This window comes from Paenibacillus terrae, from assembly GCF_000943545.1.
GTDB lineage: Bacteria > Bacillota > Bacilli > Paenibacillales > Paenibacillaceae > Paenibacillus > Paenibacillus terrae_A.
In genome coordinates this window covers 17,356-38,917 of record NZ_JTHP01000060.1, presented here as the reverse complement: position 1 = coordinate 38,917, position 21,562 = coordinate 17,356, and the positions used below count along the sequence as shown (strand labels likewise).

The following is a 21,562-nucleotide window of genomic DNA, read 5'->3' as shown; positions in this document are numbered from 1 at the left end:
AAATCTTTATGATTACTATTCCCTGATAGCTCAGTTGGTAGAGCACTCGACTGTTAATCGAGTTGTCACAGGTTCGAGTCCTGTTCGGGGAGCCATATGGAGAGGTGTCCGAGTTGGCCGAAGGAGCACGATTGGAAATCGTGTAGGCGCCAAAAGCGTCTCGAGGGTTCGAATCCCTCTCTCTCCGCCAGATATTATTTATTGTTAAGGCCCGTTGGTCAAGCGGTTAAGACACCTCCCTTTCACGGAGGTAACAGGGGTTCGATTCCCCTACGGGTCATAATATGGAGGCTTAGCTCAGCTGGGAGAGCATCTGCCTTACAAGCAGAGGGTCGGGGGTTCGAGCCCCTCAGCCTCCACCATTTATTATTATATAGCATTTCCTAATATTATCGCGGGGTGGAGCAGTTCGGTAGCTCGTCGGGCTCATAACCCGAAGGTCACAGGTTCAAATCCTGTCCCCGCAATTAATTTCCCTTAAGGAAATCCTTTTGGAACTGTGGTGTAGAGGCCTAACATGCCTGCCTGTCACGCAGGAGATCGCGGGTTCGAATCCCGTCAGTTCCGCCATTTTTACAAAGTTATACTACCCTGTTGGGAGCCATTAGCTCAGTTGGTAGAGCACCTGACTTTTAATCAGGGTGTCGAAGGTTCGAGTCCTTCATGGCTCACCATTCATGAACTTATATGTCATGGATATCATTGTATTGCGGACGTGGCTCAGCGGTAGAGCATCGCCTTGCCAAGGCGAGGGTCGCGGGTTCGATTCCCGTCGTCCGCTCCATATTTGCGCCCTTAGCTCAGCTGGATAGAGCGTTTGACTACGAATCAAAAGGCCGGGAGTTCGAATCTCTCAGGGCGCGCCATTTAACTTCATAAGCCGGTGTGGCGGAATTGGCAGACGCGCGCGACTCAAAATCGTGAGGGAAACCGTGGAGGTTCGAGTCCTCTCACCGGCATGTATTTCGGGATGTAGCTCAGCTTGGTAGAGCACCTGGTTTGGGACCAGGGGGTCGCATGTTCAAATCGTGTCATCCCGATTCAAAAGGAAAGTCGCTTGAAGAAGCGGCTTTTTTTGTTTTATTTTTTGTCTTTTTTTGTATAAATTAGTAATCGTCAGGTCACACTAACACAAAAAGTGGGACGGAAGGGATTACTGTGAAGCGATTAAGCTGGAAAAAACAAATTAAACGACGCTGGAAGCAGTGGAGAAGAACGGTGTGGGCCTGTACTATTTTTGGATCGGCTTGTTTGCTGGCAGGTTTAGGTATCCTGTTTTCACGTCATATGCAGACTATGCTGTCACAGCCCCTTGCTACTACCGTTATGGCGGACGTTGATACGGAGGAGCCTTCACACACGAGTCCGGCTGAAGTGCATTCCTCGCAGGTGCAGGTATTGCAAAGTATCCGTGCTTCTGGCATCAGCAGAAAGACTCATTTGTTAACTACCTATGTGTGTGGCACAGAGACACTTTCCTTGGGAACGTTAAGTTCGCAGCAGTTAGAGAGTTTGCTGAAGCAGCATCCCGATTGGAAGGGACGGTTAAATTCCAGGGGCGAGGTTTGGCTGGAGCGTAAAGTGGAGGATTTGTCGGAGTTATGCAAACAGCACGCCTACATGGGTATTAGTATGGATGGACAGCTTACTTTGTTTGAAGGACCGCCTAAAAAAGAAAAAGTAATTCGGACTTTCTTTCAGCTGGATGTAGGATCAATGGAGACGGCTCTGCCCGAGGGCGTGTATGAGCAGCTCCAGCAGGGAATCCGTGTGCAGGATATGAACGAATACAACAGCGTGATCTCCACTTTTGGTGATTTTGCGGTGGAACGAACACAGCGGGTATTGAAGCAGCAATATTGATTACATGCAAGTGGGAGGCGTGTAGGCTTTGCCCGGGGGGTGAGGCGTACAACGTCTCTTTTTTTGTGCTGAACTTAGAGTTAAACTTTTTACTCTATTAGATGCAAAGTTTTGTTATAATGAAATGAACGACACATATGTTCGCTTTGTTTAGTATTTGGCAATGATTATGGTTTTGATATTGATCGTTGATGGCTAGTTAACGCCGTATTTTGGCGATAGGGGAGAGATTTTTTTGCGTTTTCTAGGAATTGATCCGGGTATTGCAATTGTGGGCTTTGGATTTGTGGACAAGATTGGCAGTAAGGTGGTTCCTGTTCAATATGGCTGCATCCAGACGGAGGCCCATACACCGGAAGAAGAGCGGTTGCTTCATGTGTATGAAGGCATGCTGCAATTGATTGATAAATATAAGCCTGATGCGGTAGCGCTGGAGAAGCTTTTTTTTAATCGTAACGTAACAACCGCAATGTCTGTGAGTCAGGCGCGCGGTGTGCTGGTGCTGGCTGCGAAACAACGTGGTCTGCCTATAGGGGAATATACGCCTATGCAGGTGAAACAGGCTATTGTAGGGTATGGAAAGGCTGAGAAGAAGCAGGTACAGGAAATGGTAAGAATGTTTCTGAAGCTTCAAGTTGTGCCCAAACCGGATGATGTGGCGGATGCTTTGGCAGTGGCTATTTGTCATGCGCATTCATATGGACTAAATTCAAAGTTAAATGAGGTATTGCGAAAATGATAGATTTCTTGCGTGGTTCTGTGGCTCACTTGGAAAATGAGTATGTCGTTTTGGATGTGCAGGGTGTCGGGTACCGGGTATTTTGTCCGAATCCTTATGCCTTTGCCAAAACGGAAGGGCCGATTGTCATCTATATTCATCATCATGTAAGGGACGATGCCACTTTACTGTTCGGGTTTGCGACTCGTGAGGAACAGCAGTTGTTTCGTAAGCTGATTGATGTATCCGGAATTGGGCCGCGTGTGGCGCTAGGCATCTTGGGAGGCGGTACACCTACTCATGTGGTAACGGCAATCTATCAGGAGAACATCGCATTTCTCACCAAGCTGCCGGGCATCGGTAAAAAGACAGCACAGCGCATGATTCTGGATTTGAAGGACAAGCTGGACGGCATCGGCTCAGTCGGCATCGCGACCGGATTGTTTGCGGAGCCTGTCGTGGAGGAAGGCGAGGGTTCCTATTGGAGCGAGGCACGAGAAGCGCTCAAGGCGTTGGGCTACACAGATGCAGAGCTGGATAAGGTATGGAGCAAAATAAAGATAGATGCGAAACCTGATGAATCTGCCGATATTTTGATGAAACGGGCTTTGCAACTGTTGTTTGCCGGATAGGACGGTGATGTCCGTTAAAGAAGTCTGATGAAAAGGAGGAGCGATGGAATATGGATGACCGGATTATTTCCGCCAATTTGATGATGGAAGACCAGACGGCGGAGCTAAGCCTTCGCCCCCGTTATCTGAATGAATATATCGGGCAAAATCAGGTAAAAGAAAATTTGAAAATATATATTGAAGCGGCCAAAATGCGTAAAGAGGCGCTGGATCATGTACTGCTGTACGGCCCGCCTGGATTGGGCAAAACGACGCTCGCCAATATTATCGCCAACGAGCTTGGTGTTAATTTACGCACGACCTCAGGCCCGGCAATTGAACGACCTGGAGACTTGGCGGCGTTGCTGACTAATCTTCAAGAGGGCGATGTTTTGTTCATTGACGAGATACATCGCCTGCACCGTACGGTGGAAGAAGTCATGTATCCGGCAATGGAGGATTTTGCTCTGGACATTATGATTGGTAAAGGCCCAAGTGCGCGTTCAGTCCGTCTGGATTTGCCGCCCTTTACGCTTATCGGGGCTACTACGCGCGCTGGGCTGCTTTCTGCGCCATTGCGTGACCGATTTGGTGTCATTAGTCGGTTGGAGTTCTATACGACAGACGAGCTGGCCTACATCGTATCAAGAAACGCGGATATTATGGAGATTGAGATTGTCGGTGATGCAGCCGAGGAAATCGCATTGCGTTCACGGGGGACGCCACGGATTGCGAATCGGCTGTTAAAAAGGGTGCGTGATTTTGCCCAAGTTGCAGGAGACGGTATTATTCATTCGGAGCTGGCCGCAGAGGCGTTAAAGAGACTGCAAATTGATCCGCGCGGACTGGATGAAATTGATCATAAAATGCTTAAGGCGATGATTCATTCATTCCGTGGCGGGCCTGTGGGATTGGATACAATTGCAGCGACCATTGGTGAAGAAAGTCAGACGATCGAGGATGTGTATGAGCCATATTTGTTGCAAATCGGCCTTCTGCAAAGAACGCCGCGGGGACGGATGGTGACTCCGGCGGCCTATGCTCATCTCGGAATTCCCATGCCAACGGATTCACGGTGAGCAGGGAGTGTGTACTTTTATCACATGAGAACAGGCAGTATCGCCTCATACACAGAAAAATGTAGCTGAAATTAGTTCTTAACGTGGTTACACGGCTATGTACTCGTATGATATTGCTAGACGAATGGTATGGAAAAAGAGAGTGCGTGAATTAAGATTTGAGCGGGTTCAAGTTTAGGCGTATTTCGCCGATGTATTAAAAGGGACAGGTATGAGTCAAGTTCCCGCCAAATCATGCAGTATGCGTGCTATGACAGCCAGAAATGGGGGAGCCAAAAATGAGTGAAAAGGCGTTGAATCAAAACACAATTTTCGGCACATGGGCGGGTCGGGCCAAACGGGCAACAGCGGTTATAGTATTAGCTGTATTTTGCCTGCCTTGGTCTCCGACTGTTCACGCCGCTGCCACCCAAGAGGATATTCGTGTAGTGATCTTTGCGGATCTGGGCAGCAAATATAAAGCGACTACACCCGCTGTTACCTTGAAATCATCAGGGGGTTTGAGTGTCGGACAAAACAGTGGGGGCAGCTTTCAGGCCTGGACGAGACTTTCGGACAGCACAGCACGCTTTAGTGTAGACAGCTATCGGGTGAAGGTACTTGAAGGAAATGAAGCGGCTGCGATAAAAGCGGCTCAAGTGTTGCAGAAGACCAATGATAAACCGACGGTTTTTATTGGCTCTAAAAACGGTAGCTCTATCTATCAGGTGTATGCGGGAATATATGCGAGTGAACAGGCGGCGCAGGCCGCTGTACAGCGCATTTCTACTGCAACTGGAGCACAGGCCGAAGTTACGGGGAACAAGCATTGGTCTACAGGGAACTATGGCAGTGAGCAAGAGGCCAATCTCGTCCGAACGACGATTGCTGCCGCAGGTTTTGATGCTTTTACCGTAGTTCAATCGAGAGGTCAATATGCTGTGTGGATCGGTGAAGAGAGTAATGACAGCAAGTTGTCCGCTTTGAAAACAGAACTGGAAAGCCAGCAACCGCAACTCACCCTCTCTAAAGTCAACGCTACTCAAACTGGACTGATTGTGAGACAGGAAGCAGGAGTAACGACAGGCTCTCAGGTGATGACTCATTACGTGCTGAGTGGTTCTGATAATAGCAAGGTTATTGTCAACGGAGGCAACGATGGAATTCAAGTGGTTGAGAGATCACAGCGTACATATCGTGGAGACATGGAGATTGGCATGACGTCAGGACAGCTAGCGCTAGTAAACGAAGTGCCGTTGGAGCAGTATTTGTATTCCGTGGTAGGAGCTGAAGTCTATTCCTCATGGCCGGGTGAAGCGCTCAAGGCACAAGCGGTAGCGGCTCGCAGCTATGCGCTTGCCCAAGGCAATCGTTTTCAGATCGGTAACGTAGTGGATGGAACGTTAAGCCAGGCTTATAACGGCAAAGGCTCGGAGCATGCAAATGTTAGCGAGGCTGTAGATGCAACCGCTGGTGAAGTGATTAAAAGTGGTGGCAAGGTGGTTGAAGCTGTATTTTCGTCCAATGCGGGCGGCGTTACAGCGGATGCTTCCGAGGTGTGGAACAGTGGCGGCGAAGCGTTTGCCAGCGTAGATAGCTCTGGAGATATTTCGGCGCAAAAAGGAGCACAAGAGTGGTATCACGTGCTTCTCTCGAGCGGAAAGACAGGCTATATCCGAGAAGATAACGTTAAGGAGCTGGAGGGAGTCACAGAGGCGGGGCTAGACAAGGTCACCGTGACTGCTGAAAATACCAATGTGCGTCCCATTCCTCAAATTCAATCAAACGTGACAGCAGTAGCCAAGGTACAACCGGGTGAAGAAATGATTGTATTGGAAAAGGTACCTCAATCTGGAGACTACGCATGGGTGCGGGGACCCTTTACGGCTGCTCAGCTTGTAAAATCCTTGCAAGGGAAAGTAACGGGCACAGTACCGTCCTCTATTGACCATCTCGATGTCACCAAACGCGGTCCGTCTGGACGAGTGCTGGAGGTTGAAGCGAACGGATCGCCTTTAAAGGTGAAGTATCCTGATATGTATCGTTCAGCGATGGGAGGATTGCCGAGCACGCTGTTTGATATTGCGAGTACCGGCAGTTATACTGTATTAGGCGCTGATGGGGCTACTACTCATGTAAATGGTGCACAGGGAACTACAATCCTGTCGGCTTCAGGGAGCAGCACTTCCGGTGGTAACGGGGTAATCGTCATGAATGAAGATCGTCATGCGCGCGTCATCGACAAAACGCAGAGCTTTATTTTTACAGGCAAAGGGAATGGTCACGGTTTGGGCTTGTCACAATGGGGAGCCAACGGTTTGGCTGATCAGGGGTATGATTACAAGAAAATTTTGCAACACTATTACAAAAATGTGGATATAGTTAAGGACTGACCAATATATGAACGTAAACGATTACGATTTTGAATTACCTGAAACATTAATTGCACAGACGCCTTTGCTTGATCGAAGTGCTTCCAGACTGCTGACGTTGAACAAGGGTAGCGGTGAAGTGGGTCATCATACATTTTCAGATATTGTGCAGTATCTCCAACCGGGCGATACGCTGGTGCTAAATGATACGCGAGTGATTCCTGCACGCTTGTTTGGTATCAAGGAAGACACGGGAGCTAAGGCCGAGGTGTTACTGCTCAAGCAACTGGAGGGTGACCGATGGGAAGCATTGGTAAAACCCGGCAAGAAGCTTAAAAAGGGTGCGGTCATCGTTTTCGGTGATGAGCTGAAGGCGGTCATTGAGGAAGAAGGCGATATGGGCGGAAGAGTGCTCTCATTCTCATATGAAGGTATTTTTCAGGAGATATTGGATCGTCTTGGGCAAATGCCGCTTCCACCATATATCAAGGAGCAACTGGATGACCGTGAGCGTTATCAGACGGTTTATGCCCGGCATGAAGGCTCAGCCGCGGCTCCAACCGCAGGATTACATTTTACAGAGGAATTGCTGGACCGAATTAGAGAAAAGGGTGTTTCCATTGCTTTTGTCACCCTTCACGTCGGTTTAGGAACGTTCAGACCCATGTCTGTAGATACGATTGAAGAGCATGTGATGCATGAAGAATATTACTCATTGTCACAGGAAACGGCAGATGTGCTGAATGAAACCAAAGCGCGTGGCGGAAGAGTCGTGGCGGTGGGGACAACCAGTTGCCGGACACTGGAGACGGTGGGCAATACATTCGGTGACGGACTATTACAGGCCAGCAGCGGCTGGACGCAGATTTTCATTTATCCAGGTTATGAATTCCGTGTGGTAGATGCGATGATTACGAATTTTCATTTGCCTAAATCCACATTGGTTATGCTGGTCAGCGCACTGGCGGGCAGGGAGAATATTATGCATGCTTACCAAGAGGCGATTGACCAGGAATATCGGTTTTTCAGCTTTGGGGACGCAATGTTCATTTATTAATTAAGGATGGTAGAGAAAATATGGCACCAGCAATAAGATACGAACATATTAAAACCTGCAAGCAATCGGGAGCCCGTCTCGGGCGTGTGCATACACCTCACGGGGTTATTGAGACACCAACCTTTATGCCTGTAGGGACACAAGCTACAGTTAAAACGATGAGTCCTGAGGAACTGAAAGAGATGGATGCTCAAATTATTTTGAGTAATACGTACCATCTGTTTCTTCGTCCTGGTCACGATATTATTCGTGAAGCGGGCGGGTTGCACAAGTTTATGAACTGGGATCGTCCTATTTTAACGGACAGCGGCGGGTTTCAAGTGTTTTCATTGAGTGAAATGCGTAAAATTACGGAGGAGGGCGTTCATTTTCGCTCTCATTTGAATGGAGATAAGAAGTTTCTTTCGCCAGAAGTGGCAATGGAAATTCAAAACTCGCTCGGCTCGGATATTATGATGGCCTTTGATGAATGTCCTCCTTTTCCGGCTGAATATGAGTATGTGAAAAAGTCGTTGGAACGTACCAGCCGTTGGGCTGAGCGCTGTTTGGAGGCGCATGCGCGTCCTCATGATCAAGGGTTGTTTGCCATTGTTCAGGGAGGGATGCATGAAGATCTGCGCAAGCAGAGCGCGGCGGATTTGACTTCCATGGATTTCCCGGGGTATGCTATTGGTGGACTGAGCGTAGGTGAACCGAAGCATTTGATGTATGAAGTGCTGGATTATACGCTTCCTCTGCTTCCCACTAACAAGCCACGCTATTTGATGGGCGTAGGTTCTCCGGATGCCTTGATTGAAGGCGCTATCCGTGGTGTGGATATGTTTGATTGCGTACTTCCAACACGAATTGCTCGCAACGGGACAACGATGACCAGCCAAGGCCGTCTTGTCGTTCGCAATGCCCAATATGCAAGAGATTTCGGCCCGCTTGATCCGGCTTGTGATTGCTATACCTGTCGTAATTATTCACGTGCTTACTTACGACACTTGATTAAAGCGGATGAAACCTTCGGGCTCCGACTGACAACGTATCATAATTTGCATTTCTTAATTCAATTGATGCGCAATGTCAGACAAGCGATTATGGATGACAGACTGCTTGATTTCCGCGATGAATTTTTTGAGCAGTACGGTCTTCATGATAATGATAAAGGTTTTTAAGTTTTAGGGGAGAGTATACGAAAGGGGGATTTAATATGTTTCAATTTGCTGCAGCTGCACCTGGTGGAGCTGGGGGGCTTTTTCAAATGATTTGGCCACTGGCTCTGATGTTTGTAATCTTCTATTTCTTGCTGATTCGTCCGAATCAGAAAAAACAGAAGCAGCGTCAAACGATGCTTCAAGCCTTGAAAAAGGGTGATAAAGTGATTACAATCGGAGGTCTTCACGGTACAATTATGGAGATTACGGATGATGTGGTCGTTTTGCGTGTGAATGATGTTACGAAGCTAACCTTTGATCGCAGCGCGATCAGCAATGCGATTGCAAAAGATGCAGCTTCCGAGGAAGTTGTTTCCAAATCATAGAATATTAGCATAACCATGCAAAAACCGAGCCTTTGAGAAGGGCTCGGTTTTTTGTGTTGTTTCGCCACATACATTTTGATTATCTGCTCAGGTTAATCCCAAACATCCCGCCCCCGGCTCCAATGATAAAGGCAATTCCCAGATGCAAAAGATCCTTGGCGTTCATGCCTGCATCCAGTGCCAGAAAACCGACCAGCAGCACGATTAGCCCATACAGGATGCCTGTAATACCGCCTTGATACCAGCCTTTGTTCGTAGATCTTTTACCAGCGACGAAGCCGCCGGATACCATGGCGAATGCATGAACGATGTACGTATACAACGATAAATCCTGTTCCTGCATCTGTGTCAGCCACAAGAGTAGCGAAAGGATAAATGCGCCCAGCAGCATCCATGCAAAAGCATAAAACAAGCCGGATAAAATGGGATGGGCCAGACGAAACGAACACCAGCGGCGAATGAGCTCCATTGATAATTCCTCCTGTACCAAGGTTTGAACTATTATAATTCTATGGCCAAGCCTCCCGGCTTAGTACCAAGTCGTAAGCAGTCTTTGTCTTTATTTGAATAATTTAACCTTTTGTTTTTTGTATGGTTGATATGAGAAACGGTCAGAATACGTGTACAATGAACGGCGAATGTCTTGTCGCAAGTATAGGAGAGGAGGCGACATGTTGGGTCACGATATTTTTGCACATATATTTCGAACGTTGCTCATGTACTTTATTGTATTTCTGGTTATGCGCTTAATGGGTAAACGGGAGATCGGAAAATTATCTGTTTTTGACCTCGTGATATCCATTATGATTGCGGAAATCGCTGTATTCAGTTTGGAAGATATAAAACGTCCGTTGTATGAAGGATTGATTCCTTTGGGCGTGCTTCTGATTTTGCAGATCGGCATTTCGTATTTCAGTCTTAAAAGTCGGCGTCTACGGCTGCTGTTCGATGGTAAGCCCAGTGTATTGTTCTCCAATGGACAAATAAACAGGGAAGAAATGCTGAAGCAACGCTACAATTTAGATGATCTGCTGTTACAACTTCGGGAACAAAATATCGAAGGCTTGGACGATGTAGAATATGTTATTTTGGAAACGACAGGCAAGCTCACGGTCATAAGTAAAGATGATGACGTTGGAGATAGTGAATCTGAAAAGCAGAAACCAAGTTTAGAACAAACGAATTTGATAAAAAACGATCAACAGGAGGATAAAGTCCATCCTTCGCCTCAAATCGGCGGGAAGTTTAGATATGAAGGCCTTCCCATTCCGTTGATTATGGATGGCAAAGTGCTGGATCGAAATTTGGAGCGTATGGATATGAACCGTTTTTGGCTTAAAAATCAGATTCAAGCTCAAGGACATAAAGATTTTAAGGATGTTTTCTTGTGCTCGGTTAACCATAAAGGCGATGTATATATTACGCCGCCTGCCTTTGGGGAATCCTCGGATTAAGCCTGCTATGCCTTAAACCATCTTCTCAGGATGGGGATACGGTTGAGATTGTCCCAGTCAATCATTTTGGTCAGAGTCATCAGAAAAAGGTACAGAATAATGCCCAAGCCTGCGGCGAAAAGAAATTGCAGCCACATTTGACTGAAAACCGTTAGATGTCTGTAAGCATATAAGACGGCAGCCGCCATGATAATCATGCCGACTCCGGTTTTCCAGAAATCAAGCAGCCGCACTCTAAACCGAAGTAGTCTGCTTACACTGAAGCCATGCAAAAGAGTGACTATGGAACTGTTGATACAAATGGCAATAACAGCTCCATAAATACCGTATTGAGGCTGGGAAGCAAGCCAGACGATAAGCACGATTTTGATAACGGCTCCGACAAAGGTATTGAATAAGGCGCTTCCGGGACGATCCAGAGCCTGAAGTGTTGCCTGAAGCGGGGCCTGAATGTACATAAAAAGAGCAAAAGGAGCCATGAGCTTAAGCATGCCCGCAATGTCGCCATTGTTGTAGAGGAGCAGGCACAGAGGCTCTGCCAATACGTACATAATGACAGCAAATGGGGCTCCTGCAACTAAAGCAAGCCGAAGGGATTGATGCAATCGCTTATGAATGGCTGTCATTTGTCCCTTGGCAGCAGCTTCGGATAAAGAAGGTACAAGGGAAACAGCCAGTGAACTGGTGAGAACACCGGGCAGTAATAACACTGGAATGACCATACCCTGCATGGCCCCGTATTGGGCGGTTGCCACTCCGGTGGCAATACCTGCTACGGCCAGGCTACGCATACATAGAATAGATTCGAGCAAATAGGACAACGATCCCACAAGTCTTCCGGCTGTTACGGGAACCGATATAGACAGAAGTCGTGACAACACAGACGGTTGTTCGGAATGAGCACCTGAAGATGGAGGAACTTCCGGTTGTAGGGGTATATGACCTTTTTGCTGGTTCCATTTGTATTGCCAAAGAAGAACAATCATGCCAATGAGTTCACCCGCCAGCGCACCGAGCATCGCCCCCGCAGCAGCATAGGCTACGCCATGCGGAAGGAGCAGATAAGCAAACCAGATGACGCAAAAAATGCGCATGACAGTCTCGGCAATGGAGGAGCTTGCGGACGGAATCATATTTTGTTTTCCCTGAAAATAGCCTCTGTAGGCAGAGGAAACAGCAACAATGACAATCATCGGACTCATACTGACAAATGTATAATATACACGGCTGTCTGTCAGCAGGTGGCTTGTAATCCAGGGGGCAAAGAGAAGACAGAGCACCATGGCCAGCAGGCTAAGTGTAACAGTGAAGCGCAGGCTGGTGTGCAAAATACGCCGTGACATTTCGGGTTGACCCGCAGTTTCAGATTCGGCTACAAGCTTGGCTACGGCAAGCGGTATCCCCCCGGTAATAAGGGTTACCAGCACGATAAAAAAGGGATACCCCTGTTGGTACAAGCCGACTCCTTCGGGACCGATAATACGCGGGAGCGCGATTCGCGGAATAAAACCCAGCAGCCGATTGATAATTCCAGCTGCTAATAAAATAACTGCTCCATGGATGAATGTCTGCTTTTTCAATCGCAACTCCCTCTTCCCCAAAAATGAATTCCGCGTCTATGTGTTACTGTAAAAGATATGCTGGACCTGTCCATGTTCATGACAAGCTTTTCCGACTGAAAGCAGAGGGATCAGGACAACAAGAGGGGGAGTGGTGAATTCTGCTATTGACGATCGAAATGAATGCATATATTGTTGGTTTACGGCTATTTTCGACGAAAAAGAAGGGTTTTCCAGGATCAGGGCAGAAATGTTCTATAAAGCAGTCAATAACCCCGCTAATTGCTGATCTGCGGAACCGGAGTCGCTGGGAGGAGGAACGGCCATCGTGGGTATGGAAGAGCTGGATGAGCAGGATTGGGATGACGCAATTGAGATGCTGTGTCAAAGCAAGGCGGACGAGTTGATTCTCGTAGGCTATGAGCATGTCACAAGCAAGGACGTCTGGAATTGTGTCAGGCATAAATATGAAAAGGAGGGTATTCCTCCGCTGCACAAGCTCGTTAACGATATACTTTCCCTTAAAGCGACGAGCTTTATGAACTATTTGACAATGTCCGCATTACGGGGCTCCACTTTCGAATAGAAGGGGGTCTTTTTTTGCGTTCAAATTGACTGCTTTTTGAGGGGTAGCTATAATAGGAATATTGAGAATGAAAGGGGAACATGGGACGGAATGAAGAGAATTCTAAGTTTCATCGTGGTCGTGCTCATAACCACTGGTGTTATGGTCGGGACAAGCCCGGGCCTGCTGAACAGTTTAAAACTAGGCCTCGATTTAAAGGGAGGCTTTGAAATTTTATATGAAGCCCAGCCTTTGGAAGCCGGGCAGAGTGTAACCAGACAGTCTCTCATACAAACAGCTCAAAGTCTGGAGAGACGGATTAATGCGCTCGGTACGACTGAGCCGGAAGTAACAACGGAGGGCACCAACCGTATTCGTGTGCGGCTTGCCGGTGTCTCCAATGAGGCAGAAGTCCGCTCCATGCTGAAAAAGCCTGCCGAGCTGACGTTCCGCAGTGCAACGGCAGCGGATGCTAAAAAGCCGGGCCAATACAGCAAAGTTGAGCTTCGCGGTAATGATTTTGTGGAGAACGGTGCTGTTGTCGGCTTTGACCAGCTGAACCAACCTGAAATTAGTATCAAAGTGAAAGACAAAGCCAAGTTTGCTGAAATTACAAAGCGACTTCTGAACAAAGAATTGGCTATTTTCCTGGATCAGGAATTACTCTCCGCCCCTACGGTACGTGGAGAACTGACGGATGGCAGCGCATCGATCACAGGTAACTATACTCGTGATGAAGCGAACAAGCTGGCCGATACGATTAACCTGGGTGCGCTTCCGCTCAAACTGACGGAAAAATATTCCCAGAGTGTAGGCGCTACACTGGGCCAATTGTCACTGGATCAGACGATCCGTGCCGGTTTGATTGGTTCGATCATTATTTTGGTATTCATGATTTTGATGTTCCGTGTACCGGGATTGGTTGCCAGCTTCTGTCTCATCGTTCATACCTGGCTGGTGCTTGCCATCTTCTACTTAGGTGGGTTTGTACTCACACTTCCGGGTATCGCAGCGTTCGTGCTGGGGATCGGGATGGCGGTCGATGCCAATATCATTACGTATGAGCGGATTAAAGAAGAAATCAAGACAGGTAAAACGATTCGTTCTTCTGTCATCGCAGGTAGTAAGGCCTCGTTCCGTACCGTTATGGATGCCAATATTACGACTATTATAGCGGCTGCTGTTATGTTCGGTCTGGGAACAGGCTCGGTTAGAGGTTTCGCTCTGGTGCTCATCGTTGATATTGTCACCAGTATTTTGACGAATATCTTCTTCTCCCGTTTCTTGCTCAATCTGCTGGTTAAAGCGGATGCTGTGAAGAAGCCCAAGTATTTTGGTGTGAAGGAGAGTGATATCAGTGCGCTTTAATTGGGACTTTAAATATATCAAGATGAGCAAGTGGTTTTACACGTTTTCGATTATTATCACGTTGCTTGGTATTTTGAGCTTGTCGATTTTCGGTATGAATTACGGTGTTGATTTCCGTTCTGGTTCCAATGTGGATGCCAATTTGGCCAAAGCAGTTACACAGGAACAGATTCAAACTTTGCTGGACAAGAAAGGTATTGGCAAAGAGGTGGATTATACGCCGGGTAAAGAGCGCTTTGGTATTCGCTTTTCGCAGGTATTGACGGATCAGCAAGTGAATGATTTTAAAACATCTTTCAATAAAGAGCTTGATCCAAAGGCATCCTTTGAGGTTAATACGGTGGATACGGAAATGGCACAAGAGCTGGAGCGAAATGCAATATGGGCAATTTTGCTGGCCTGTGTAGCCATCGCTGTCTATATCTCAATCCGGTTTGAATGGCGGTTTGCCATTGCAGCAATTGTTTCGCTGTTGCATGATGCATTTCTCGTTATCAGTATTTTCTCCATCTTCCAACTTGAGGTGGATTTGACCTTTATTACGGCAATTCTGACGATTGTCGGCTTCTCCATCAATGACACCGTCGTTATTTTTGACCGTATTCGGGAAAATTTACGATTTGCGAAGAAGAAGTCCAGGGACGACTTGGAACAGGTGGTCGATCACAGTATTGCGCAGACGATGACTCGTTCACTTGCAACGGTGTTTACTGTGTTTATTGCCTCCTTGTGCTTGTTCATTTTTGGCGGCGAGTCGATTCGGATGTTCTCGCTTGCGATGGTTATTGGTTTGTTGTTCGGTGCTTATTCTTCCATCTTCATTGCCAGCCCGTTGTGGGTAGCTTTGAAAGGAAGACAAAAGTCTCCGGCAGCAGGCGGTGGTGCAGCCAAGACTGCAAAGTCTTAAATTATGCATAACATCAGCAGTATGAATTAAAGAGAAAGCCGCGTCTGCATGGGCGCGGTTTTCTAAGGTTTGGAGAATTTGAAATGGAGCATTACCGGGAAATTGTCAGTTCAGGATTGAGGGGGAGACGTTGTGAATAGCGAACGCAGCCGATCATTGGAAACTGCGGCGTGGAGCGGGATTGTGGGTAATCTTGCACTGGCTGTTCTAAAGGGAACCGTCGGTTATGCGGCAAACAGCAAGGCGTTGATGGGTGATGCGCTGCACACGGCTGCGGATAGTGCTTCCCGTTTGCAGGAGCTTTTGTTTTCCAAAGGTGCAGCAGAGCATGGTATACTGGCACGGTTGCGAAACGGTGAAAAAGTCCGGACTGTCATATCGGTGGTACTGGCTATATTGGTGCTAATGAGTGGTCTTCAGTTGGGCATATCGGCTGTTCGTTCTTTAAGCAGTCCAGATCCGCAGGCTCCAGGTCTGTATGCACTAATTACCGCTTTCACTGCTTTGGTACTGAGAGAGTCGCTGTTTCAGTTTCAATACCGCTACTCCATTAAACATGGCCATAAGGCTGAAGCAGATTTGTACGCTAATCATGAACGGTATTCGCTTTATGCGTCGCTGATTGCTTTGATCGGCATGATTGGGGCAATGACAGGCGAAGCGATGGAGTGGCCTGCATTATTATATCTTGACCCGACCGCTGCGTTGCTGGTAGCCTGTCTGGTGTTGCGTAAAGGATATCTGATGGTACTGAATACCGCCTATCCGGCTCCTGCACAACCTCTGCGTGAGGAAGACTCACAACGCTTTATGGAGACGATACAGCGGGTGCATGGTATCGTAACAGTTCAGCATCTGCATGCACAGGAAGCAGGTCATTTTATAACTGTGGATGTAACCATTAGCGTGAATCCCCGGATTACCGTGCAAGAAGCGCAGGAAATTGCTGATCGGGCAAAAAATCTGCTACTGGCACGTTTTCCGCAGGTGACCCATGTACAGATGCAGTTCGTTTCTTATCAAGCCGGGTATCCTTACAAGTCTAATCATGAACTACCGGATAATGATGTGTCGTCCTTGCTGCAATAAAAGCAGGGCGACTATGAAAGAAAGGTGAATAGGATTGCTTCATTCGCAGTACCGATGGAAGACCCCGGAGGTTAGCCTGGAAGCGGCTCAGCCGTTGACGGAAGAGCTGGGGATTTCACCATTGTTGTCCCGGCTTTTAGTGAATCGGGGTGTCACTACGGCCGGGGAAGCAAACCGTTTTTTGTACGGAAGTGCAGACGACATACACGACCCTTTTCTGCTCCTGGGCATGAAAGAGGCAGTGCCGAGGATCCGTCAGGCGCTAGAACGTGGCGAGCACATATTAATTTATGGTGATTATGATGCGGACGGGGTATCCAGTACGTCATTGATGATTCAGCTTATGCGCTTCCTAAAAGCTTCGTATGATATTTATATTCCGCACCGCTCCAATGAGGGATATGGACTGCACAATCATGCCCTTGATTGGGCTAACCAGCAGGGGGTTACGCTCGTCATTACAGTGGATACAGGAATTAGTGCAGTAGAGCAAATCGCTTATGCGGCAACCTTGGGTATAGATGTTATTGTTACAGACCATCACGAGCCTCCTGCTGTGCTTCCTGAAGCGTATGCTCTGATCAATCCTAAGCTACCCGGCTGTCCCTATCCATTCAAGGGTCTTGCTGGTGTAGGTGTCGCTCTAAAGCTGGCACAGGCGCTGCTGGGTGAAGTACCCGAGGAATGGTTTGAAATTGCTGCTATCGGTACGGTAGCTGATCTGATGCCGTTACATGGTGAGAACCGGACGATGGTACGTAGAGGGATTCAGTCTATGAGAAGCTCTGTGTTTCCGGGTATTCGGGCGTTGCTTGGTGTAGCGGGTGTGGATATGTCTACAGTGACCTCTGTCAACATTGCATTTGCCTTGGCTCCCCGGATTAATGCCAGCGGACGTCTGGATCATGCAGGACGGGCGGTCTCCCTTTTGACGACAGAGCAGGAGGAAGAAGCTGATCAGCTCGCGCATGCGCTGGATCTACTTAATCGGGAGCGTCAGCAAGTAGTTGAACGTATTGTGGAGCAAGCCGAGCAGCAGCTGGCAGCCAAGCTGAATGGAGGCACGCTGCCGTCTGTCATCGTATTGGCTGGTGAAGGCTGGAACGTGGGTGTCGTGGGGATTGTGGCATCCAAGTTGCTGGATCGCTATTATCGTCCAACCATTATTCTGGGCATAGATGCAGAGACAGGAATGTGCAAAGGGTCTGCCCGTTCTATTCCGGCCTTGGATATTTATAGTGCTCTGACAGACAGTCATGACCTGATGGAGCACTTTGGCGGTCATCCTTCGGCTGCGGGTATGACGCTGTCTCGCGACAATCTGGCATCATTTGAGGAACGGTTAAATCGCTATGCCGCTTCCATTTTGACGCCAGACAATCTCGTTCCTGTAGCCGAGGCAGATATGGTCTGTCGTCTGGACGAGGTATCTTTACAGGTGGTTGAAGAACTGGAGTTACTCCAGCCCTTTGGTATGGGGAACCCTTCTCCACGTTTCGTGTTACAGGGTCTTCAATTGCGTGAGGCCCGTAAAATGGGGCGTGAGAAAAATCATGTAAAGCTGTTGCTGGAGCAGAACGGATTATCGCTGGATGCGATTGCCTTCCGGCGTGGTGATCTGGCCGATTTTTTGCAGCAGCAAACCGAGCTTGATCTGATGGGCGAGCTTTCTATTAACGAGTGGAACGGCAAACGCTCCCTCCAGCTGATGATGCAGGATATCCGTGTACAGGCTCCGCAAATTTTTGATTATCGGGGAGTATCGGACCCTTTTGCTGAGCTGGAGCGGGGGCTTAAGATTTTTCATCCTCGTATAGAAGAACGAAAAAATGACGTTGCTGTTGTGATGCATCCATCGTCCAGGCTTCGTCCGTCTCGTCCAGTGAACGCGGAATCCATATGGGTATATGATAAGGAGGGCGGCGTTACTCCCAGTGATGATCGAAGGGATACGCAACACTCTGTAAAGTCACTGTTCGTGTTGGAGCCACCGGATACGACAGAGCAGTTGCAGGCATTGTGGTCTACGTTTGAAGATGTGGAGAATGTGTTTCTTCTTCATTCAGTCAGTGAACGAGGCGGTCGGCTCGTCAGCCCGGACAGGGAGCTGTTCAAGCGTATTTACGTTGTGCTTTCCCAAGTAGGGACGCAGCCTGTGGACGAAAAAGCAATGCTGCCTGCCCTTAGCCGCCAATGCTCCTGTTCAGTACGAATGCTATCTAAAGTGCTGGACATTTTCGAGGAGCTTGAGTTTATAACGCGTACAAAAGGGCGATTCTGTTTTGTTTCCAATCCACCCAAGCGAGATTTAACGGCTTCTCCACGTTATCAGGAATTGCATGATATGGCTGAAATGGAGCGTTATTTGCTGGATGCGGATACAACCCAAATGACAAGCTGGATTATGTCGCTTATGAAGGGCGCGTCTTGAGGCGTACCCTCAAAGTCAATGTTGTAGGCTGGACATACTAATTAGAAGTTTACAGTAGGAGGAACTAAGTTGGACTACAAAGAATATATTCGGGTGATTCCCGATTTTCCACAACCAGGGATTAGTTTTAAGGATATTACGACCCTGATGAAAAATGGAGAACTGTACCGCAAGGCAATCAATGATATGAAGGAACTGGTATCGGATTTGAAAATTGATCTGATTGCAGGTCCCGAAGCACGGGGATTCGTTGTAGGTGCGCCTTTGGCTTATGCGCTTGGTGTTGGTTTTATTCCCATCCGTAAAAGTGGCAAGCTGCCTGGTGAGACTATCGAGGAAGCATACGGTTTGGAATACGGCAAGGACATGCTGGCTATGCATAAGGATGCAATTGAGCCGGGACAAAATGTTATGATTGCGGATGATCTGCTTGCTACAGGCGGAACCATCGCTACATCAGTGAATTTGGTACGTCAGCTTGGTGGAAATGTGGTAGGGACTGCTTTTCTTATAGAGCTATCTGATCTGAATGGACGGACGAAATTGCCTGACGTAGATGTATTTACGCTGATTACGTACTAAGCGCTCTAAAGCCTGGGGGTTTCCCGGGAAATATTTGAGCATGAATAACAAAAATAGCTCGATGGAACCTCTCTTTTCTAAAAGAGTTGCTCCATCGGGCTATTTTTGTTTTAGGTATGTGTTTTTGGTTAGAAATGTAACTAACATAAACTTTCAATTCATTTACGAAAATCGTTATAAAAAAATTGAACGAATTGTCGATAAACAATAAAAAGGGGCAGGGGTGGTCATATTGCGTACATTTCAATTTAAAAGCTTACAAGCACGAACATTCTCTACCTTGGTTCCCCTTGTGCTTCTGACTTTGATTTTAATCAGTTTTTTGTCTTACTTTTTCGCTAAGCAAAAGTTGGACGCGGAAATTAGCCAGAATGCTACCCACTCTCTGTCGGGAGTTAAAGCAGATATTGCAGCTAATGTGGATCGGCATGCTTTACTTGTCTCCATGCTGGCCAAGAGTGCAGAGCAGCTGGGAACAGGAATGAAGATCGACGATTATGGACATTTGTATGAACAAGAGCTGGCATTGAATGATATGACATATGGTCTGGGTGTCTTTTTCGCCAAGGACGCGTATGAGCCAGATACGACATATCGATCCAATTATGTGCATAGAGATGGTGAACAGATGAAGCAAACGACTGAATATGATGACCCGCAATATAACTATTTAACACAGCTGTGGTATACAGGGGCTGTTGAGCGTGGTAAAGATATAAACTTTACGGAGCCTTTTTACGATTCCAAAATGAAAGTAAATATGATTACTGCAGGAAAAGCATTTTATGACCGAACAGGTAAGCTGATGGGTGTCATTACGGGTGACTTAAGTATGGCGAGTATTCAAGCCTATATCGAACGGATGAAATTCGGTGCCCAAGGAAGCGCGGTTTTGATGGACAAGAATGGAGCGATCCTGTCATCGGGACTCCAATCCATAAAAGCAGGTGAACCGCTGGCGAAAGTGTTGGGTATGGAGGAGGCAGAAGCTATCCAAAATGGTGCTTCCGGGCAGTTGTCCGCGTCCATCGGGAATGAGGATTATCGGATATTGTATGATACAATACCGCAAACCGGTTGGAAAATTGGGGTGCTGCTGCCGGATTCGGAGCTGAATCGTCCTGCGAACGAAATGCTTAAGCTGCTCCTTATCGTTAGCGCTATCGGAATCCTGTTAATCATGGGGGCTTTGCTGGTTAGCAATTCGGGAATGGTCAAAGAAATTAAAAAAATAATGCAGATGACGAATCGCATGGCCGTTGGAGATTATACAGTTGAAGTATCTCATCATCGTAAAGATGAGTTTGGTCAAATGGCAGAGGGAATCAATGAGGTGATTGCTGCTACAAGGGGGATGGCAAGTCGCTTGAGCGAAGAATCCGGCGTGATTACGACGGTATCCTCAACTATTTCCCGGGATATTTCTGGCGCAGCTGAGGATGCGAAGCACAATGCTGACGAGCTGGCTCAGGTAAAAGAAGGCGCAGAACTACAGTTGGCTGCTGCGGCAGAGAGTGCGACTGCGATGGAGGAAATGGCTGTTGGCGTTCAACGTATTGCCGAATCCATACAGCAGGTATCTGAAGCTACCACAGGCATTGAACATAAGGCTCATCAAGGAAATGAACGTTTGACCGAGGTCACCCGAGGAATGCACAAAGCGAAGGTATCTATGGATGAAGCAGGCAAGGTAGTAGGTTCGTTGAATGAACGGTCGGCTCAGATCGGCAGCATTATCGGGATCATTCAGGAAATTAGCGGGCAGACCAAGCTACTGTCGCTGAATGCCTCTATTGAGGCAGCACGTGCGGGTGAACATGGACGTGGATTCGCCGTTGTGGCTTCAGAGATCGGCAAGCTTGCCGTAAATGTTAGCCAGTCTGCGGAGCAAATTACAAGCCGAATCCGGTCCATGCAGGAAGAAACGAAATCAGCAATGGAAGGAATGCAACAGGGCACTCTGGAGATGGATGAAGGAGTGGCAATTTTGCAGGAGGTTGAGCAGCGCTTTGCTGTAATGAATCAAGATATCCAGCAGGTTGCGATTGAAGTGCAGGAGGTCTCATCGGCCTCGGAGCAAATGTCAGCAGGCTCAGAGGAGGTTGCAGCATCTATTAGTTACCTTGCCGATATTGCGAAAGCTTCTGCTGAACGTGCTGGGCAAGCCTCGGAACGGTCCGAACGGCAACTGAAAGCGTTGGAAGGTCTGGATAGCTCAGCCAAGTCGCTTACAGGCGTTTCTGATACGCTCAATCAGGTGGTATCCCGTTTTCGTGTGTGATGTTGTTTGAAAATACAGGCGCTGCAATAAAAAAATCGCCGTTCTCCATGGGCTGTGGCTCAACACGCTTTGCCGTTTTGGCAGGTGGTGTTCATTCGCAGCACACGGAGTCGGCGATTTTT

The 21,562-nt window shown here is 47.7% G+C and carries 18 protein-coding genes and 11 tRNA genes; 27 read left to right on the top strand and 2 right to left on the bottom strand.

Annotation, left to right across the window (positions count from 1 at the left end; translation table 11 throughout):
* Positions 1 to 19: 19 nt before the first annotated feature.
* From QD47_RS23270 to yajC, 19 genes are all read left to right on the top strand, one after another.
* A tRNA-Asn gene (locus QD47_RS23270) sits at positions 20 to 95 on the top strand.
* A 3-nt stretch (positions 96 to 98) separates the two neighbouring features.
* Positions 99 to 190: transfer RNA gene (locus QD47_RS23265), tRNA-Ser, on the top strand.
* Positions 191 to 208: 18 nt separating this feature from the next.
* Positions 209 to 280 (top strand) — tRNA-Glu (locus QD47_RS23260).
* A 6-nt stretch (positions 281 to 286) separates the two neighbouring features.
* Positions 287 to 362, top strand: a tRNA-Val gene (locus tag QD47_RS23255).
* A gap of 31 nt (positions 363 to 393) precedes the next feature.
* Positions 394 to 467, top strand: a tRNA-Met gene (locus tag QD47_RS23250).
* Between the two features lie 26 nt (positions 468 to 493).
* A tRNA-Asp gene (locus tag QD47_RS23245) sits at positions 494 to 570 on the top strand.
* Positions 571 to 598: 28 nt separating this feature from the next.
* Positions 599 to 674, top strand: a tRNA-Lys gene (locus QD47_RS23240).
* 35 nt (positions 675 to 709) lie between these two features.
* Positions 710 to 784, top strand: a tRNA-Gly gene (locus QD47_RS23235).
* A gap of 5 nt (positions 785 to 789) precedes the next feature.
* Positions 790 to 866, top strand: a tRNA-Arg gene (locus tag QD47_RS23230).
* Between the two features lie 13 nt (positions 867 to 879).
* A tRNA-Leu gene (locus tag QD47_RS23225) sits at positions 880 to 959 on the top strand.
* 7 nt (positions 960 to 966) lie between these two features.
* A tRNA-Pro gene (locus QD47_RS23220) sits at positions 967 to 1,040 on the top strand.
* A 118-nt stretch (positions 1,041 to 1,158) separates the two neighbouring features.
* Entirely contained in the window at positions 1,159 to 1,863 is a 705-nt protein-coding gene (locus tag QD47_RS23215) for a BofC C-terminal domain-containing protein (protein WP_044648357.1), read from the top strand.
* 235 nt (positions 1,864 to 2,098) lie between these two features.
* Positions 2,099 to 2,602 carry a crossover junction endodeoxyribonuclease RuvC gene (ruvC, locus tag QD47_RS23210; protein ID WP_014282985.1) on the top strand — a complete coding sequence of 168 codons (504 nt, stop codon included), beginning with the start codon at positions 2,099 to 2,101 and terminating at the stop codon, positions 2,600 to 2,602.
* Positions 2,599 to 3,213, top strand: a complete 615-nt coding sequence (ruvA, locus tag QD47_RS23205) for a Holliday junction branch migration protein RuvA (protein WP_044648356.1) — start codon at positions 2,599 to 2,601, stop codon at positions 3,211 to 3,213. The genes ruvC and ruvA overlap by 4 nt, the downstream gene beginning before the upstream one ends.
* A gap of 50 nt (positions 3,214 to 3,263) precedes the next feature.
* Entirely contained in the window at positions 3,264 to 4,271 is a 1,008-nt protein-coding gene (gene ruvB / locus QD47_RS23200) for a Holliday junction branch migration DNA helicase RuvB (protein WP_025681892.1), read from the top strand.
* Between the two features lie 278 nt (positions 4,272 to 4,549).
* Positions 4,550 to 6,643 carry a SpoIID/LytB domain-containing protein gene (locus QD47_RS23195; RefSeq protein ID WP_044648355.1) on the top strand — a complete coding sequence of 698 codons (2,094 nt, stop codon included), beginning with the start codon at positions 4,550 to 4,552 and terminating at the stop codon, positions 6,641 to 6,643.
* A gap of 7 nt (positions 6,644 to 6,650) precedes the next feature.
* Positions 6,651 to 7,679 (top strand): tRNA preQ1(34) S-adenosylmethionine ribosyltransferase-isomerase QueA, encoded by a 1,029-nt coding sequence (gene queA / locus QD47_RS23190; protein ID WP_044648354.1) that lies wholly within the window; start codon positions 6,651 to 6,653, stop codon positions 7,677 to 7,679.
* Positions 7,680 to 7,699: 20 nt separating this feature from the next.
* Positions 7,700 to 8,839, top strand: coding sequence for a tRNA guanosine(34) transglycosylase Tgt (gene tgt, locus QD47_RS23185; RefSeq protein WP_014282980.1), 1,140 nt, complete (start codon positions 7,700 to 7,702; stop codon positions 8,837 to 8,839).
* A gap of 35 nt (positions 8,840 to 8,874) precedes the next feature.
* The gene (yajC, locus tag QD47_RS23180) at positions 8,875 to 9,204 is read left to right on the top strand and encodes a preprotein translocase subunit YajC (RefSeq protein WP_044648353.1); all 330 of its coding nucleotides are present in this window, start codon (positions 8,875 to 8,877) and stop codon (positions 9,202 to 9,204) included.
* 79 nt (positions 9,205 to 9,283) lie between these two features.
* Here yajC and QD47_RS23175 read toward each other — a convergent pair whose 3' ends face one another.
* Positions 9,284 to 9,673, bottom strand: a complete 390-nt coding sequence (locus QD47_RS23175) for a TIGR04086 family membrane protein (protein ID WP_014282978.1) — start codon at positions 9,671 to 9,673, stop codon at positions 9,284 to 9,286.
* Between the two features lie 205 nt (positions 9,674 to 9,878).
* Between QD47_RS23175 and QD47_RS23170 the strand changes: the two genes are divergently transcribed.
* Entirely contained in the window at positions 9,879 to 10,658 is a 780-nt protein-coding gene (locus QD47_RS23170; protein WP_044648360.1) for a YetF domain-containing protein, read from the top strand.
* A 5-nt stretch (positions 10,659 to 10,663) separates the two neighbouring features.
* Here QD47_RS23170 and spoVB read toward each other — a convergent pair whose 3' ends face one another.
* Complete coding sequence (spoVB, locus tag QD47_RS23165; RefSeq protein ID WP_044648352.1) at positions 10,664 to 12,238, bottom strand: stage V sporulation protein B; 1,575 nt, start codon at positions 12,236 to 12,238, stop codon at positions 10,664 to 10,666.
* A gap of 307 nt (positions 12,239 to 12,545) precedes the next feature.
* Between spoVB and QD47_RS23160 the strand changes: the two genes are divergently transcribed.
* From QD47_RS23160 to QD47_RS23130, 7 genes are all read left to right on the top strand, one after another.
* Complete coding sequence (locus QD47_RS23160; protein WP_044648351.1) at positions 12,546 to 12,803, top strand: post-transcriptional regulator; 258 nt, start codon at positions 12,546 to 12,548, stop codon at positions 12,801 to 12,803.
* 90 nt (positions 12,804 to 12,893) lie between these two features.
* Entirely contained in the window at positions 12,894 to 14,150 is a 1,257-nt protein-coding gene (secD, locus tag QD47_RS23155; protein ID WP_044648350.1) for a protein translocase subunit SecD, read from the top strand.
* Entirely contained in the window at positions 14,140 to 15,057 is a 918-nt protein-coding gene (gene secF / locus QD47_RS23150; protein WP_052646889.1) for a protein translocase subunit SecF, read from the top strand. The genes secD and secF overlap by 11 nt, the downstream gene beginning before the upstream one ends.
* Positions 15,058 to 15,189: 132 nt before the next feature.
* Positions 15,190 to 16,146, top strand: coding sequence for a cation diffusion facilitator family transporter (locus QD47_RS23145; RefSeq protein WP_044648349.1), 957 nt, complete (start codon positions 15,190 to 15,192; stop codon positions 16,144 to 16,146).
* A 34-nt stretch (positions 16,147 to 16,180) separates the two neighbouring features.
* On the top strand, positions 16,181 to 18,577 hold the full coding sequence (recJ, locus tag QD47_RS23140) for a single-stranded-DNA-specific exonuclease RecJ (RefSeq protein WP_044648348.1): 2,397 nt from the start codon (positions 16,181 to 16,183) through the stop codon (positions 18,575 to 18,577).
* 69 nt (positions 18,578 to 18,646) lie between these two features.
* Positions 18,647 to 19,159 (top strand): adenine phosphoribosyltransferase, encoded by a 513-nt coding sequence (locus QD47_RS23135; protein WP_044648347.1) that lies wholly within the window; start codon positions 18,647 to 18,649, stop codon positions 19,157 to 19,159.
* Between the two features lie 223 nt (positions 19,160 to 19,382).
* On the top strand, positions 19,383 to 21,440 hold the full coding sequence (locus tag QD47_RS23130; protein WP_235332337.1) for a methyl-accepting chemotaxis protein: 2,058 nt from the start codon (positions 19,383 to 19,385) through the stop codon (positions 21,438 to 21,440).
* The last annotated feature ends 122 nt before the right edge of the window (positions 21,441 to 21,562 follow it).

Excerpts from the sequence above, each read along its gene's own strand:
- ruvA (WP_044648356.1), top strand. The coding sequence starts at position 2,599 with ATGATAGATTTCTTGCGTGGTTCTGTGGCTCACTTGGAAAATGAGTAT.
- ruvB (WP_025681892.1), top strand. The coding sequence starts at position 3,264 with ATGGATGACCGGATTATTTCCGCCAATTTGATGATGGAAGACCAGACG.
- QD47_RS23195 (WP_044648355.1), top strand. The coding sequence starts at position 4,550 with ATGAGTGAAAAGGCGTTGAATCAAAACACAATTTTCGGCACATGGGCG.
- queA (WP_044648354.1), top strand. The coding sequence starts at position 6,651 with ATGAACGTAAACGATTACGATTTTGAATTACCTGAAACATTAATTGCA.
- tgt (WP_014282980.1), top strand. The coding sequence starts at position 7,700 with ATGGCACCAGCAATAAGATACGAACATATTAAAACCTGCAAGCAATCG.
- yajC (WP_044648353.1), top strand. The coding sequence starts at position 8,875 with ATGTTTCAATTTGCTGCAGCTGCACCTGGTGGAGCTGGGGGGCTTTTT.
- QD47_RS23175 (WP_014282978.1), bottom strand. The coding sequence starts at position 9,673 with ATGGAGCTCATTCGCCGCTGGTGTTCGTTTCGTCTGGCCCATCCCATT.
- secD (WP_044648350.1), top strand. The coding sequence starts at position 12,894 with ATGAAGAGAATTCTAAGTTTCATCGTGGTCGTGCTCATAACCACTGGT.